The sequence below is a fragment of the Chryseobacterium sp. PMSZPI genome (assembly GCF_002835665.1).
GTDB lineage: Bacteria > Bacteroidota > Bacteroidia > Flavobacteriales > Weeksellaceae > Chryseobacterium.
The window spans coordinates 1-15,539 of record NZ_PIZV01000065.1 but is presented as its reverse complement, the minus strand read 5'-3'; the positions used below and the strand labels follow the sequence as shown (position 1 = coordinate 15,539).

The following is a 15,539-nucleotide window of genomic DNA, read 5'->3' as shown; positions in this document are numbered from 1 at the left end:
TAATATTGAAAAAGCCTGAACTACAATGTTCGGGCTTTTGTATTATTGGCGAATATTTTAGTTAATCCATAAGCAATAGTTATTTCTATAACGTATTTTCCCATAGGTGTTTCCTTGAAAAGTCCCTGATGTATTATCGTACCAGTCTTCCCGAATGACATAAAGACCAGGCATGGTAGGCTTGAAAACAACATGATGATTTTCATCGACCGGAATATTTTTCTCCCAATTTTCAGGGTTAAATATTCTGACAAGACTTCCTTTGTCAGAAGGCTTCATATTACGATAAGGTAAAACCGTATAAACTCCTTCCTTTTCTTGAAGAATAATATCCATAAATTGGGCAGGGCTGAATGTGTCGGTTTTTTTTCCAATATGATATTCGCTACACATAAAGTCGATAGGGCGAACGTTTTCCTGTGGATTTTTTGATCGCATAAGAACAGGTAGTTGATCATTCATGCCTAAAATCCTATAAGTTCCTTCAGTATTAGGCATAAAGTTGCCCTCCCAATGATCTCCTCTGAGTTGTAGTTGCATTTTTGATTTTTCACCTTTGCTATTAAGAATAAAAAACTGAAAATTTTTGATTTCCTGAAATTCCGGACCTGTAGTACGATGTCGCTGGCTTAACTCATCAACAAAACCATAGCAAACCTGGACCGTTACCGGACTATTTAATTTTCCCGTTCCATGAATCTCCATCCAATAAGCACTGGCTTTTGTAAGTTGTGGAAATAAAAATATTGCTAGAAAAAATAGCCCAAGGTTAAAGTGTAATAAACGTTTATACATTTTAAATGAAGTTATTTCATTTGGATATGGTATGCAAATGTAAAGAAAGAATCAGAGATAGCTTCATTCATACGATTAAATATCCTGATAGTCAACATAGAAATTATAAACCGGATTAGTATTGAATACAATGACGTGTTTTTTTTGTGGAAAACATGTGGATAATTTGTGGAAAATATTTTCATTTCTCAAAAAATTAGAATGTAAATAATCTCCTATAGACCCCGGAATATACAGAAGTGCACGACAAAAGATCTGCTTAATTTGCTAGATCTGCGAGATAATTTTATTTCAGAAGAACCAAACTTGAAAATGTCGGGTGAGTCTCAAAATCTGAGGGATATAATTAGGACCATCTCAGATTTTGGATTAAGTATTGTGCCATTCTAATGATGTAATAGATCTAAATGCGTCCGATTTATAAAACGCAAAGACCCTATTCGGATTCTCTTATATAAGTAGGTAAAGAAAAGGCGACAAAGTCGCTGAATAAGCTGTATGGACATATGTACGCTTGGAAAGAATCAATGAAATTGATTCCATCTTTGCTCCCTAAAAATAACCTGTTAGATATTGAAAGTTCTTTGCGTAAAATGTAAGATGGATAAGGTGTAAATATCAAATTCCCCAACTTTTGCGCTTGATTCAAAATGTCTTAAAATTTAGTAGAATCTGCTGGCTGGATGTATAAAAAACAAAAAAGTCTTAAGTATAAAACCTAAGACTTTTCTTTGCAGAAAGGAAGGGATTCGAACCCTCGATACAGTTACCCGTATACTACCTTTCCAGGGTAGCTCCTTCAACCACTCGGACACCTTTCTTTTTGAGATTGCAAAAATAGGGTATTTTCTCGAATATCCAAATATTTCTTACAATTTAATCAGTAATTTCTCCACAAAGACTTTTGGTGAAATGATCAGCAAAGCTTCCAGGGTAGCTAGGGTTATCTATTAAGTGCATTGCCTTGGTAATTGCTGTTTCTGCAGTCATATCTCTTCCACTGATCGCTCCGATTCTGGAAAAAATATTACTGTTTTCATATTTTCCAAATGAAATACCACCTGAAATACACTGGCTTACGACCACTATTTCAGTTCCATTGTTTCTGATTTCTTGTAATGTTTCCTGTGTTTTTTCACTACTGAAAATCGTTCCGGAGCCGAAAACCTGAAGAATAAGAACTTTCATTTTTGGGATCTCTTTAAAATGACTCAGATGCATCCCCGGGAAGATTCTCCAGAATAAAATATCCTCGGAAATATGTTCATCAACATGAAATTCTATGGAAGGATCACAACGGAACAGGTTTTCCTTGATAATATTTAAATGAACTCCGGACTGTCCCAAAATAGGGTAGTTTGGACTTGCGTAAGCATCAAAATACTCCGCAGAATATTTCAACGTTCTGTTTCCTCTTAATAATTTATATTCAAAATAAATGGCAACCTCCTGAATAACGGCTTCATCATTCTCATAAAGGCTGGCATAGTAAAGACTCGTCAAAAGGTTTTCTTTAGCATCCGTTCTTAAATCACCAATCGGAAGCTGGGATCCTGTCATGATGACCGGTTTTCTTAGACCTTTTAGCATAAAACTTAATGCTGATGCAGTGTAAGACATCGTATCCGTTCCGTGAAGAATCAGAAATCCATCATAATCATTGTAGTTTTTATAAATATAATTCGCAATGACTCTCCATTCTTCCGGGCCCATATCCGAAGAGTCCAGTGGCTTGGCAAAAGGATGTACAAAAACTTCACATTCCATCAATTTCATTTCCGGCATTTTTTCGAATATATTTCCGAAGTCAAATGCGCGGAGGCTTCCGGTTTCATAATCTTTTTCCATACCGATGGTTCCTCCGGTATAAATGAGTAGGACTTTTCGTTTCATGAATTACTTTTTAATAAGAATTTGGGCCTTATTCAGGTTGATAGCTCAAAATTACGTTAATTTGCAAAGATTTGAAAATGAATGAAACACTTACAGTGAAATTTTATAAAAATAAGATGATAATTGTAGGTATTACATTTTGGCTATTGAAAAAAATAACGAGATGCAGATGAAAGATTTAGCACAAACGTATGAATATTTAAAACAGTTTTTAACGGAAGAAAGATTAGCAAAAATTGAACATTTTTCTCAGGAAAGTTCTGATTTTGTGCTTCCGGTTGTAGAAGATGTTTATCAGTTTCGAAATGCAGCAGCGATTGTACGCTCTGTGGAAGCTTGTGGTTTTCATAAGGTTGTGGCATTGCAGGAAGAATATAGTTTTGAACCTAATCTTCGTGTGACAAAAGGAGCAGATACATGGGTTGAAGTTGAAAAACTTCCCCGAAATATGGAATCCTTCCAAAATATTAAAGATAGAGGATATAAAATTGTAGCAGTTTCATTGGAAAATAATGCTAAGATGCTGCCTGAATATGAAATTACAGAACCTATCGCTTTAGTTTTTGGAACTGAGATGGAAGGGGTCTCTCAGGAAATTCTGGATTTTGCGGATGAAACACTCGCCATTCCAATGTATGGTTTTACAAGAAGTTTTAACGTTTCTGTAGCGGCTTCCATTTGTATGTATGAGCTGAAGCAAAAACTGATAAAGTCTGATATTGACTATAAATTGGATCAGGAAAAACTTTTAAGAATGAAAATCCTTTGGACCGTAAATTCAATAAGAAGCGGACAGCAGATTTTTGAAAAATATTTGAGAGAGAACGAGATCGATTGGAAATAATCAAGAAAGAATAAAAAAAGGCTGTTTCCTACATTTGACAATACAACACAGAAGATAGCCTTTTTTTTATCGTAAAATAGCTTTTGATTGCTATTGGTTTATCATATTGAAATAATTCCATGCTGCCACAAAAACTCCTGCAGTTTCGGTTCTCAGTCGCTGATTTCCGAGCGATACAGCCTTTATTTTATGATCTGCTAAAAAAGAAATTTCTTTATCAGAAAAATCGCCTTCAGGGCCAATTAGAAAAGTAAGCTGTTCCAATTGTGGAATATTTTTAAGATCAATTCTCTCTAAATTTTCATTACAATGAGCTACAAAAGTATTTTCAGGCTTAATATTTTTTAATAAATCGGATAATTTTACAACATCATTGATCGTCGGAAAATGAAATCTTAGGCTTTGTTTTGAAGCGGCAATGGCTTGTTTCCTGATTTTATCAATATTGATATTTTTACGTTCAGTTTTTTCTGTTGTAATAATACTGATTTCGGAAATTCCCATTTCCACCGCTTTTTCCACAAAAAATTCAATCCTGTCAATATTTTTGGTAGGAGCAATAGCAATATGAAGTTTCGGATTGAACTCGGGTAAATTCTCTTTAATTTCTGCAACTTCAATACCTGCTTTTTTGCCCTCAATAATTAATTTCCCTGAAGCAAGACGTCCTTTTCCATCAGTTACATGGATGTCTTCACCATTCTTCATACGAAGAACTTTTACGATGTGCTGTTGTTCTTCGTCGTTGATGATGGCTTTGTCGCCAATTATTTCTCCGTAAAATAATTTCATAATTGTTGATTATTGGTAAAAAAGCAAAGAAGGCTGAGAAAGCAAATGCTGAAGCACTAATTGTCTTGTCCTCTTTGATTTTTATTTAAAGATTTATTTAAAGAATTAAGTTGATAAGTAATACCTTCAGCTTTAACTCTTAATTGCTCATAATTTTTATTACTCAAGAAACCAAGATCATTGGAAATAATCAAAAAGTTAATTACCTCTACGCAGCTACTAAATGAAATATTTATAAATCTTGATTTTTCTTTTTCTGTTTGCCTTGACATTCCTTCTGCAATGTTTGCAGTAATGCTAGTGCTGGCTCGTCTGATTTGATTGGTAATTCCAAACAGTTCGTGATCTGGAAATGTGGACGTAACAAGATAAATTTCTTTTACTAAAACCCTTGCATTATTCCATACATCTAATTTTTCAAAATAGAATTTGTACATTTTATCATTTGTTTTTATACTGCAAATTAATGAAAAACAATAATTTAAAAACAAATAGTTATACATTTCAACTAAAAGCTTACTAAGCTTCATTAGCCTTTTTAGCTTTCTTTACTTTTTATAAATCATATTTCGCCGTTGCAGTAGTTCTCAGATCAGTAAATTCTCCTCTTTCAAACTTCAACTGGGCTACCATGGCAATCATAGCAGCATTATCCGTCGTGTATTCAAATTTTGGAATGTAGATATTCCATCCTAATTTTTCCTTATTGTCTTCCATTGCTTTTCTTAATGCTGAGTTGGCAGAAACTCCACCCGCAATAGCAACTTCATGAACGTTGAGATCCTTGGCTGCTTTTTCAAGCTTGTTCATTAAGATTTCAATGATGGATTTTTGCACGGAAGCACAAAGGTCATTGAGATTTTCTTTGATAAAATCCGGATTTTTTCTGATTTCTTTCTGGATAAAATACAGCACTGATGTTTTGATACCACTGAAAGAATAATCGTAATGATCCAGTTTAGGCTTATTAAATTTAAAAGCATCAGGGTTTCCTTCTTTAGCCAGCCTGTCGATGATAGGTCCGGCAGGATAATCGAGATCAAAGATTTTTCCGATTTTATCAAATGCTTCTCCTGCGGCATCATCAATTGTTTTTCCGATAATTTCCATATCGAAATAATCTTTTACCAGTACAATCATAGTGTGGCCACCACTTACCGTAAGGCATAAAAATGGAAATTTGGGCGGCATAGGATTTGCATCTTCGATAAAATGGGCCAAAATATGGGCTTGAAGGTGATTTACTTCAATTAATGGAACATTGAGGCTCATTGCCAAAGACTTAGCAAATGATGTTCCTACAAGAAGCGATCCTAAAAGTCCGGGACCACGTGTAAATCCTATAGCTGAAATTGCATTTTGTTGTATATTTGCTTTAGTAAAAGATTTTTCAACAACGGGGATAATATTTTGTTGATGGGCTCGCGAGGCTAATTCAGGCACTACACCACCATATTCTTTGTGGATGGCCTGATTCGCGGCGATATTCGAAAGAATAGAATTTCCCTTGATGATAGCTGCTGAGGTGTCGTCGCAAGACGATTCAATACCTAAAATTATAGAGTCGCTCATAATAATGGCAAAGTTAGAGAATAATAACGAGAATGAGAATAAAAAATCAGTAGCTGAAAACTTAGGGGATCAGGTACAAAAGACTGTTGAAAATGTGGAAGGAAAGGTGAAGGAAACAGTAAAAGAAGCGTCTGAACTGGCTTCAGATGCTATTCATCATCCTGTAGAAACAGCTGAAGAATTTGGAAAACAGGCAATGAAAGACGTTGTCAGTTATTCCTGGTGGGCAAAACTTCTTTTGATTCTTTTTTGGCTGGGAATTTTCCTCGTAGGAAGTGTACTTATTATTATTAACCTTCCGGTGACGAAACAGTGGGCAGCAGATCAGGCACTCAAAATTGTTAACCAGGATTTTAAAGCCGGTTTTTCTACAGAAAGTGTAGATGTCAATTATTTTGGAGATGTAACGATAAAAGGACTGAAAGTAAAAGATTACAAAGGTTTTGATTTTATTACAGCCCGTGAGTTTCGTGCTGACTCGGACTGGATTTCCCTAGCTGTGAATGCCATTTCCGGCAATAGCAATTCTTTAAGTTTTAATTCATTGACGCTTGTTAATGCAGATATAAAGGTGATTACCTATAAAGGGGATAGCATTGCCAATTTTATCAGGTTTACCGAACTCTTTGATAATGGTAAAAAAAGAGACCCGAGGAAACCTCCCTTTCAATTGAATTCCAGAGTACAGATTATAGACTCTAAAGTTTCTATTGTCAATCAAAATTCTGAAGGAGAGCATGGAAAATGGTTAACAGCCACAAAATTTAATCTAAAAGCTCCTAATGTAAGAGTGAATGGCCCTAATGTTTCAGCATTGATCAATAACATGTCTTTCGTTACGTCAAGATGGGGGAAATCTCATACCGTAGACACCTTTTCAACAGAACTTTCTTTAACCCATGAATTCTTATCATTAAAAGACCTTACTCTTAACACTGATCATACTTTACTGCAAGGAAATGTAAAATTCAATCTTCACGATGGCAAATGGGCAGATTTTGCAGATAAAGTTCGTTGGGATATGAATATTGAACAGGGAAGTCAGGTGAGTGGCTATGATATCAGCTATTTTGTGACAAATTGGGATAATATCAAACCATTTAATCTGTCCGGTAAAATGACGGGGCCTTTAAATAAGTTCCATCTGGAAAACTTCCTGATCAGAAATCCTGATGTAAATATTGCCACAAAAACCATGAAGGTGGATAATCTGTTGAACGGACATTTTTCTATTGAAACGAAAGATCTTTCTACAGACTTTACATATAAAGATTTGAAAGCGATGATGCCTTCCTTTATCTCCAGCAAAATGAAAAATTTTGCGGATGATTTTGGAAAGTTAAAATATAATGGTACGGCAAGAGTAAATCCAGATCAGGTGTATGTTGAGAGTGGTAATTTGTTGACCGGAATCGGGCAGGCTAAAATCTCTAAACTTTCCCTTACAGGATATAGCACTGCTATGCCTAAATATACCGGATATCTTGAAGTAAAAGACCTTAATACTTCCGTCATTACTAAAAATAAAACGGTTGGTTTAATTTCAGGTAAATTTGATCTTAACGGGCAAAGTTTTGACGTTAATACAATGCGTTTGACAACCAAATCTCAGATTGCGAGCATTGAAATTATGGATAAAGTGATTAATAATCTGTATTTGGACGGATTATTAGATCATAAAAAATATAACGGACTCATTACTGTCAATGATGAGCAGGCAAAAGCAACTATTAAAGGGCTTATTGACTTCAGTACTTCTAAAATAGCAATGGATGTGAATGCAGATGTCAGCTATTTGAATATGAATTATTTTACCAACAAACCTGGAAATCAGATTGTCAGTGGGCAGGTTGAAGGTAAAATGTCTATGTCATCAATGAATGATCTGACCCTTGATGTTAATGCTAATAATCTGAATTTTGCAACAACTACTCAAAAATATAACATCCCGAATGCCAAGTTAAAAACTTTTGTAGATGCAGGTGGACGTGTGATAGATGTAGACGCTCCGGGTGCTGCTACAGGAAAGATTTCAGGGAGATACAATCTTGCAGATCTTGCAGGAATGGTAGAAAATGGAGTAGGAAAAATATTAGTAGGCCCACCACCAAGAAAATTATATCGCGGACAGAATTTTGCTTTGAATTTTGATGTACAGCAAGGTTTAGTCAATTATTTTTTACCGGATCTGAGACTTCCTCACGGAGCTAAAGTTGAAGGAGAATATAATGGAGACTCCAATAATATGATTCTTAATCTTGATGCTGTTTCCTTAAAATACATCATGTCCAAAGAAGAGGAAATTACAGATGCTGATAAAGCTTTGGCTTCAGCCAATCCTGATTATCAGATTAATAATAGGAAGAATATCAGCAGAGACAGTGCAATGGTGGACAGTGTTAAAGTCAGAATTAATACAGCCAATTTAGGTCAGCAATTGTATGCCAAGATCAGTCGGTTGGAGTATAATAAAAATATCATTAAAGACTTTGAACTTAAGGGAAATAATGAAAATGGAAATACACTTCATCTTGCAACAGTATTTAAACATGGAAGTCCGGTAGATGAGACTGAAGATAAGCTTAAAGATTATGCAATCAATGTAGATCAAACTACTGATGCAGCAGGAGATTATGTCTTTAAATTTGAACCTACCGAAGTTAAATTTAATGAGGTTACCTGGGCTATAGATACGAGCCCGGAGTTGAATCATTCCATTACTTATAGAAAGAAAACCGGAGATTTTGATATTAGAAATCTCAGAGTGTATTCCGATAAGAGTGCTTTGTTTATCAAAGAAGCACAATTTAAATCAGCAAAAGACTTTTATGTTGACGCTGATATCAATGATTTTTCTATTGAAAAACTTCTGGAAATGCAATCCGGCGGGAATGGTATGGATATTAAAGGTCTTGCGAATGGAAGTGTTAAGATCAAAATGGATAAAAATACCTTACAGCCATTGGTTGATCTTACTGTTGATGATATTAAAATGAATGGCAACGACATGGGAGATATTACCATTTCTGCCACGAACGGATTCTCATTGAATGTATATGATATCGATATAAAAGTGCATTCTGCAAAAGCACTTGGAGGTAATACATTGGACGTAACAGGTACTGTAAATAACAATTCCTCTTCACCGGATATTGACCTTACCGCACAAATGCGTGATTTTGACTTGTCGTTTGCACAACAATTTGTACAGTCCATTTTTGGAAATCTGAGAGGAAAAGCAACCGGAGATCTCAAAATTAATGGTAAACTGAAAAACCTTGATTATAATGGAGATATTGCTCTAAAAGATTTTGGATTAAAATTATTGTTCACAGGAGTAGATTATTCATTTGATGATACAGTGATTCAATTGACGAAAGGACTTGCCATCCTCAACAATATTGAGGTACATGATGGCAGATCAAATTCTAAAGGAAATGTTTCCGGGGCGATTCAGTTTGAAACATTATCTTCAATGGGGGTAGATCTGGTAATGAGAGCAGATAATCTTTTAATGTTGAATACCACACAGAAAGATTTTGATTTATTCTGGGGAAGAGTTTACGGACAGGGTGATCTCTATGTTGCCGGACCAGTTTCCGGATTGAGCATCACGACACCCAATATGAAAGCGCTTAACGGAAGTACATTTACTTTTAACTCAAGCTCGACTTCTAATGTTGAAGAATTCAAAATGCTGAGGTTCCTGAAAGAAGGAAAAGATGGTTTGATAACGTTGGAGGATAAAAAGAAAACAGGGGCCAATATGAACGTCGATTTTAATCTTGCTGTCGATAAAGGAACCACGGTGAATGTACTTGTTGGGGATGATGTAGGAAATATAACCGTGAAAGGAGCTGCAGATCCATTGAAGTTCCATATGAGCCGACAGGGAAATATTGCCATGAGCGGAACATATAAAGTAGATAACGGAACATTTGTTTCTAAAGCCATTCTTAATAAAACATTCCAGATTGAAAAGAACAGTAGTATCAGATGGGATGGTGATGCGATGAAACCGGCATTGGATATTAATGCTAATTATGTAAGAATGGTGGCCAATGTTGGGGAATATCTGAGTATGGGAAAATTACAGCCAATCAGTGTCTTGTTACAGGCTCATATCACTCAATCTCTGGTAGATCCTAAAATTGATCTTAATGTTACAGCGTTGGATGTTTCGAGTCAGGTACGAGAGACGTTGGCCGCAAAAATGAGCCAGGAAGGGGAGAAGGTCCTTCAGTTTGGTTCAGTTCTTTTGTTAAGTACCTTTAACGTATCGAATAGCGGTGGAGTAGATGTGAACATGGGTAATGTGGCAGAATCACAAGGGTATAATATGCTTCTTAAACAATTAGGATCGGTTCTTAATACCATGAGTAACGAATTCCAAATTGACCTTAATTATGTAAAAGGTGATCAAAACTCGACGGTTGGTGATAGAGCTAACGCAGGGGTGAGTGTAGCGGTTTCCCCTAGGGTTAATATTAAAACAGGTCTTGGGATTCCTTTGTCGAAAACAGATAATACACAAAATAATTACCTTTCGGGTGAAGGATCTGTAGAATATGATCTTTCTAAAAAGAATGACGGTAGCTTAATCATAAGAGGTTATTCTAAACCTACCAATATTGGTATGGGTATGGTGAGTACAAACGGTTCTGCTAATCAAGCTTATGGAGGGGGAATTGTATGGAGTAAAAGCTTTAATTCTTTGTTTAAAAAGAAGAAAAAAGATAAAAAACCATCAGACGATAAAACTGAAATAAAAACAGATTCTATAAAATCAAAAGCTAAATAATCGGAATATTTTAATGATTTTTATCATCTGTGTTAATTATTGTTAATGTTTGATATATTTTTTTTAGTTAAATTATTTTTTGTAAATTTGCAAAAAATACATAGATTTTTTAAAGAAATTGTAATTTAACTAATATGAACTATCAACTGGACGAAATAGACAAGAAGATTCTTGATTTCTTAGTAGAAAACACAAGAATGCCTTTTACAGAAATTGCTAAGCAGATGGATGTTTCTGCTGGGACAATTCACGTAAGAGTGAAAAAGATGGAAGATGCAGGTATTATTTTGGGATCATCTCTTAACATCGATTATGGTAAGCTGGACTATCACTTTACAGCTTTCATCGGGATCCTTTTGACAAAATCAAACCGTACTCAGGAAGTATTGAAAGAATTGTCAACTATTCCTAACGTAATCGAAGCTAGCGTTATTTCTGGAAAATATAATATTTTCTGTAAAGTAAGAGCTAAAAATACAGATGATGCTAAAAGAATTATTTATCAGATCGATGACATTCAGGATGTAATGAGAACTGAAAGTATGATTTCTATGGAAGAATACTTAAGTGACAAAAACAGACTGATCAACGCGATCTCTGTATAATTCGAATTTTAAACGAATAATTATAAAAGAACTTATGAAATCTCTCATAAGTTCTTTATTTTTGTACCTATGGAAGAATACAGCTATTTTGACGAAGATCCGAAAAAAGGATGGGGTTTTGTATTAGCATTCGCTGCTTTAATGTTATTTACCGTAATGGGACTGGGAATTGATGTAGATGAATATCTGCAACATGAGTTTCTTGACATCCCCAGATGGTATTTTTACATTATTTTTTCTATTGACCTATTAATGATGATAAGTCTGGTATTGATGTTTTTCTACAAGAAAGTAGGAATTTTCATGTTCCCGGCACTTTTGGTTTTGCATTTCTTTATGCATAACTATTATCTTTCTACATTTTTGTATACTGATGTTACCAATCTTTTCCTGTTTACAGGATTTGGAATGTTGGCTATTATTCCGAAATGGAAGTTTTTTAAATAGTCAATCTATACTTTAGCTTAAACTCGAATTAAGCTTTGATATAAAAACAAAATCGGCTGTTTCGAAGAAACAGCCGATTTTATATGATGACAACTAATAATTAGTTGGCTAAAATTCTTTTTACAGCTTCTTTTACAGCTGCTGCATCAATTTTATATTTCTTCATCAACTCTGCAGGGGTTGCAGATTCTCCGAAAGTATCGTTTACTGCTACAAATTCCTGTCTTGTAGGTCTTTTTCTTGCAAGCATTCCCGCTACAGATTCTCCTAAACCACCAAGGTAGTTATGTTCTTCTGCAGTAACAATCTTACCTGTTTTTTCAACAGATTTTAAGATGATTTCTTCGTCCAAAGGTTTAATGGTGTGGATGTTGATCACTTCACAAGAAATACCTTCTTTTTCAAGCTCATCTGCAGCTACAAGAGATTCCCATACAAGGTGTCCTGTTGCAACGATTGTTACATCAGTACCTTCCTGCAACATAATTCCTTTTCCGATTTCGAAAGGCATGTCTTCAGGAATAAATACAGGAACTGTCGGTCTACCAAATCTTAAATATACAGGACCTTCGTGTTCTGCAATAGCAATAGTAGCCGCCTTTGTTTGGTTATAGTCACATGGGTTGATAACCGTCATTCCGGGAAGCATTTTCATCATACCGATATCTTCCAATACCTGGTGGGTAGCTCCATCTTCACCTAATGTAAGACCTGCGTGAGAAGCACATATTTTTACATTTTTTCCAGAATAAGCAATAGACTGACGGATCTGATCGTAAACTCTTGAAGTAGAGAAGTTAGCGAAAGTTCCTGTGAAAGGAATTTTTCCTGTAATGCTAAGTCCTGCAGCAAGGCCCATCATGTTTGCCTCTGCAATACCAACCTGAAAGAATCTTTCCGGAGCTTTTTCAATGAATTTTTCCATTTTCAAAGAACCGATAAGGTCAGCACAAAGTGCTACTACATTAGGGTTTTTATCTGCAAGTTCTGCTAATCCGGCTCCGAATCCTGAACGTGTATCCTTTTTTTCTGTATATGTATATTTCATTTTTTACTAGATATTTAATATTGTACTAAAGTAATTAGTAGTCTGCCGGAGCTTCTAAATATAATTGTTTGAATGCTGTTTCCAATTGCTCATCGTTTGGAGCTTTTCCATGCCAAGCGTGAGTTCCCATCATATAATCTACACCATAACCCATTTCAGTGTGAAGAATAATTGCCACCGGTTTGCCCTTTCCTGTTTCAGCTTTTGCTCTTTCCAGAATAGCAATAACAGCTTCAAGATCGTTTCCGTTCTTTTCTTCTAAAACAATCCATCCAAATGCTTCCAATTTAGCATGAAGATTTCCCAAGCTTAATACATCATCGGTATCACCATCAATCTGACGTCCGTTATAATCGATTGTAGAGATAATATTATCTACTTTTTTGGCTGCAGCATACATCAAAGCTTCCCAGATCTGACCTTCCTGAAGCTCACCATCTCCGTGAAGAGAGTAAACGAAAGATTGATCTCCATCTAGTTTTTTGCCTTCAGCTACACCAAGTGCTACAGAAAGTCCTTGTCCAAGAGAACCTGAAGCGATTCTGATTCCAGGAAGCCCTTCGTGAGTAGTAGGGTGGCCTTGTAATCTTGAATCAAGTTTTCTGAAAGTTCTCAATTCATCTACCGGGAAGAAACCAAACCTTGCCAGCGTAGAATAGAAAACAGGTGAAATGTGCCCGTTTGACAAATAAAAATGATCTTCATTTTTACCTTCCATCGTAAAAGGAAGATGATAGTTCATTACTTTTCCGTAAAGTGCGGTGAAGTATTCCGTACAACCTAAGCTTCCACCAGGGTGCCCTGAATTTACAGCGTGAACCATTCTTAAAATGTCTCTTCTGATCTGCGTAGTAAGAGATTTTAACTCTTCAATACTTTTACTCATTATATCTGATTTATTTGCACGCGAATTTACAATTTTTTAATGGCTTATGGAAATGCAAAAATCCGGATGTAAAAACCCGGATTTTAATTGATTTGAATGTTTACCTGCATTTAGCAGCCTTCATTGATATAAACTGTAATTTCTGTAACAATATTATTAACAAATTTAAATGTTAGCTGAGTTCCGGCATCGTAATCTTCAATATTGAAATATCCTGCATCTTTAATACGTTTTCCATTATCATCAGATTCTGGCCGAACACTGAACGCAGGATAATTCTTGTAGGCATTGATGAGTTCATCTCTGCTACTTCCAACACCCATTCCGCTTTTTGTTCTGAATTTTTTACTGGTTGTTGTCATTCCTGTAACGGTAATAGCATTAGGTTTGGCTTCACCGCCATATCCCTGAAAAACTTCAATATTAATAATCTCTCCATTGTATTTCACCCCATTCTTCTTTTCTCCGTCAGAAATCTGCAGTACAGTACCTGAAATTTTTTCCACCTCACTTTTTTCCATAAAGATTTTATAAGGACCGATTCTCAAAGTAGAGATTTCAAAATTTTCCTGAGCATTCATAAGACTAAACGCCAAAACGAAAATGAAAATTGAAATAATTTTTTTCATAGTTTTTAATTCTGTTTTTATTTAATGAATTATTGTTGGTTTCAAAGATAATTATTCTAATGATGATGTTGTTTTGTTGCTATTTTTAATATTAATAATGATTTTGATAGATTGAAATCATTTATTAATCAGATTGTTATTTTTTTAAATTTTTTATATCTTTATTCTTAAAAAAATCATAAATATGGGAATTAAACAATTGTTTTATTTGGGAATTTTTTTTGTATCGATTTCCTTTGTAAAAGCACAGGATTTCTTTACACCAATTAATGAGAGAACTATTAAAGCTGAATCTAAAAACAGAACGATAGAACCTGAAAAATTTCTTACCTACAAACTGGATGTAGTCGGAATGAGAAATTATTTCGCTTCAATTCCGGAACTGAGAGATAATGAACGTAAAGATAATGCACCGATTATTGTTCTCCCTATGCCAGATGGGACAAAAGCTAAATTCAGAATTTGGAAATCTTCAGTAATGGCTCCGGAATTGGCAAGTCAGTTTCCACAAATTGTAACCTTAACAGGTCAGGGAGTAGATGATCAATATGCTACTATAAAACTGGATTTTACAGAGTTAGGATTTCATGCTCAAATAAAATCTGTAGTGGCAGGAGATACTTATATTGATCCTTATACCAAAAATGATATTGGGAATTATATCGTATACAAAAAAGGTGATTTGATTAACAAAAATCCCATGAGTTGCGGAACTAAAGAGGAAGGATTTCAAATAGAAAAAAAAAGCGTTCAAAAAACCGTTACTCCAAGCGTAGGAACTCAAATTAGAGTTTTTCGTTTTGCAGTAGCATGTACAAATCAATATGCAAAAGCTGCCACAGGGCTGACCTCACCCACCGTTGCCCAAGCTTTATCAGCTATTGTAACCACTGTAAACAGAGTAAATGGTGTGTTTGAGCAGGAGGTAGCTGTAAGGCTGGTGCTAATTCCTAATGAAACGAGTATTATCTTTACAAATCCAGCTACAGATCCTTTTACTGGAAATAATAATTCCGATGTATTAATTAATGAAAGTCAGACCCAGATTAATGCTATTATTGGAATTGCAAATTATGATGTGGGACATACATTTAGTACAGGAGCCGGTGGACAAGCTTACTATGGTATATGTAATGCCACTTATAAGGGAAAAGGAGTTACGGGTAGATCTAATCCTGTTGGAGATCCTTACGATATTGATTATGTAGCTCATGAAGTAGGGCATCA

13 protein-coding genes and 1 tRNA gene are annotated in these 15,539 nt (G+C 35.2%); 5 read left to right on the top strand and 9 right to left on the bottom strand.

What is annotated here, in order from left to right; all coding sequences use genetic code 11:
- Positions 1 to 57: 57 nt before the first annotated feature.
- The 3 genes from CW752_RS13080 to CW752_RS13070 all read right to left on the bottom strand — a co-directional run bounded on the left by CW752_RS13080 (position 58) and on the right by CW752_RS13070 (position 2,688).
- Positions 58 to 795 (bottom strand): hypothetical protein, encoded by a 738-nt coding sequence (locus CW752_RS13080; protein ID WP_101240156.1) that lies wholly within the window; start codon positions 793 to 795, stop codon positions 58 to 60.
- Between the two features lie 734 nt (positions 796 to 1,529).
- Positions 1,530 to 1,616, bottom strand: a tRNA-Ser gene (locus CW752_RS13075).
- A gap of 55 nt (positions 1,617 to 1,671) precedes the next feature.
- A complete protein-coding gene (locus CW752_RS13070) occupies positions 1,672 to 2,688 on the bottom strand; it encodes an asparaginase (protein ID WP_101240155.1) in 1,017 nt (338 codons plus the stop codon).
- Positions 2,689 to 2,851: 163 nt separating this feature from the next.
- Between CW752_RS13070 and CW752_RS13065 the strand changes: the two genes are divergently transcribed.
- Entirely contained in the window at positions 2,852 to 3,532 is a 681-nt protein-coding gene (locus tag CW752_RS13065) for a TrmH family RNA methyltransferase (protein WP_101240154.1), read from the top strand.
- Positions 3,533 to 3,622: 90 nt separating this feature from the next.
- On the opposite strand, the gene CW752_RS13060 is transcribed toward CW752_RS13065, so the two are convergent.
- Genes CW752_RS13060 through tsaD form a run of 3 tightly spaced genes read right to left on the bottom strand, consistent with a single transcriptional unit; the run spans position 3,623 to position 5,896 of the window.
- Entirely contained in the window at positions 3,623 to 4,324 is a 702-nt protein-coding gene (locus CW752_RS13060; RefSeq protein ID WP_101240153.1) for an RsmE family RNA methyltransferase, read from the bottom strand.
- Positions 4,325 to 4,380: 56 nt separating this feature from the next.
- The gene (locus tag CW752_RS13055) at positions 4,381 to 4,854 is read right to left on the bottom strand and encodes a four helix bundle protein (RefSeq protein ID WP_317044736.1); all 474 of its coding nucleotides are present in this window, start codon (positions 4,852 to 4,854) and stop codon (positions 4,381 to 4,383) included.
- A gap of 25 nt (positions 4,855 to 4,879) precedes the next feature.
- On the bottom strand, positions 4,880 to 5,896 hold the full coding sequence (tsaD, locus tag CW752_RS13050) for a tRNA (adenosine(37)-N6)-threonylcarbamoyltransferase complex transferase subunit TsaD (protein ID WP_101240151.1): 1,017 nt from the start codon (positions 5,894 to 5,896) through the stop codon (positions 4,880 to 4,882).
- Between the two features lie 4 nt (positions 5,897 to 5,900).
- On the opposite strand from tsaD, the gene CW752_RS13045 reads away from it, so the two are divergent.
- The 3 genes from CW752_RS13045 to CW752_RS13035 all read left to right on the top strand — a co-directional run bounded on the left by CW752_RS13045 (position 5,901) and on the right by CW752_RS13035 (position 11,749).
- The gene (locus CW752_RS13045) at positions 5,901 to 10,697 is read left to right on the top strand and encodes a translocation/assembly module TamB (RefSeq protein WP_101240150.1); all 4,797 of its coding nucleotides are present in this window, start codon (positions 5,901 to 5,903) and stop codon (positions 10,695 to 10,697) included.
- A 134-nt stretch (positions 10,698 to 10,831) separates the two neighbouring features.
- Positions 10,832 to 11,302 (top strand): Lrp/AsnC family transcriptional regulator, encoded by a 471-nt coding sequence (locus CW752_RS13040; protein WP_029298841.1) that lies wholly within the window; start codon positions 10,832 to 10,834, stop codon positions 11,300 to 11,302.
- A gap of 69 nt (positions 11,303 to 11,371) precedes the next feature.
- Positions 11,372 to 11,749 (top strand): hypothetical protein, encoded by a 378-nt coding sequence (locus CW752_RS13035; protein WP_101240149.1) that lies wholly within the window; start codon positions 11,372 to 11,374, stop codon positions 11,747 to 11,749.
- A 100-nt stretch (positions 11,750 to 11,849) separates the two neighbouring features.
- On the opposite strand, the gene CW752_RS13030 is transcribed toward CW752_RS13035, so the two are convergent.
- The 3 genes from CW752_RS13030 to CW752_RS13020 form a co-directional block, all read right to left on the bottom strand.
- A complete protein-coding gene (locus CW752_RS13030; RefSeq protein ID WP_101240148.1) occupies positions 11,850 to 12,797 on the bottom strand; it encodes a transketolase family protein in 948 nt (315 codons plus the stop codon).
- Positions 12,798 to 12,831: 34 nt separating this feature from the next.
- Positions 12,832 to 13,686, bottom strand: a complete 855-nt coding sequence (locus tag CW752_RS13025) for a transketolase (protein WP_262496356.1) — start codon at positions 13,684 to 13,686, stop codon at positions 12,832 to 12,834.
- A 107-nt stretch (positions 13,687 to 13,793) separates the two neighbouring features.
- Entirely contained in the window at positions 13,794 to 14,312 is a 519-nt protein-coding gene (locus CW752_RS13020) for a hypothetical protein (RefSeq protein ID WP_101240146.1), read from the bottom strand.
- 184 nt (positions 14,313 to 14,496) lie between these two features.
- Here CW752_RS13020 and CW752_RS13015 point away from each other — a divergent pair.
- The coding region (locus tag CW752_RS13015) for a zinc-dependent metalloprotease family protein (protein ID WP_228401761.1) at positions 14,497 to 15,539 on the top strand (1,043 nt) is incomplete at its 3' end.

Coding starts and splice junctions, on each gene's coding strand:
- CW752_RS13040 (WP_029298841.1), top strand. CDS start 10,832: ATGAACTATCAACTGGACGAAATAGACAAGAAGATTCTTGATTTCTTA.
- CW752_RS13065 (WP_101240154.1), top strand. CDS start 2,852: ATGCAGATGAAAGATTTAGCACAAACGTATGAATATTTAAAACAGTTT.
- CW752_RS13060 (WP_101240153.1), bottom strand. CDS start 4,324: ATGAAATTATTTTACGGAGAAATAATTGGCGACAAAGCCATCATCAAC.
- CW752_RS13020 (WP_101240146.1), bottom strand. CDS start 14,312: ATGAAAAAAATTATTTCAATTTTCATTTTCGTTTTGGCGTTTAGTCTT.
- CW752_RS13080 (WP_101240156.1), bottom strand. CDS start 795: ATGTATAAACGTTTATTACACTTTAACCTTGGGCTATTTTTTCTAGCA.
- CW752_RS13035 (WP_101240149.1), top strand. CDS start 11,372: ATGGAAGAATACAGCTATTTTGACGAAGATCCGAAAAAAGGATGGGGT.
- CW752_RS13045 (WP_101240150.1), top strand. CDS start 5,901: ATGGCAAAGTTAGAGAATAATAACGAGAATGAGAATAAAAAATCAGTA.
- CW752_RS13055 (WP_317044736.1), bottom strand. CDS start 4,854: ATGAAGCTTAGTAAGCTTTTAGTTGAAATGTATAACTATTTGTTTTTA.
- tsaD (WP_101240151.1), bottom strand. CDS start 5,896: ATGAGCGACTCTATAATTTTAGGTATTGAATCGTCTTGCGACGACACC.
- CW752_RS13070 (WP_101240155.1), bottom strand. CDS start 2,688: ATGAAACGAAAAGTCCTACTCATTTATACCGGAGGAACCATCGGTATG.
- CW752_RS13030 (WP_101240148.1), bottom strand. CDS start 12,797: ATGAAATATACATATACAGAAAAAAAGGATACACGTTCAGGATTCGGA.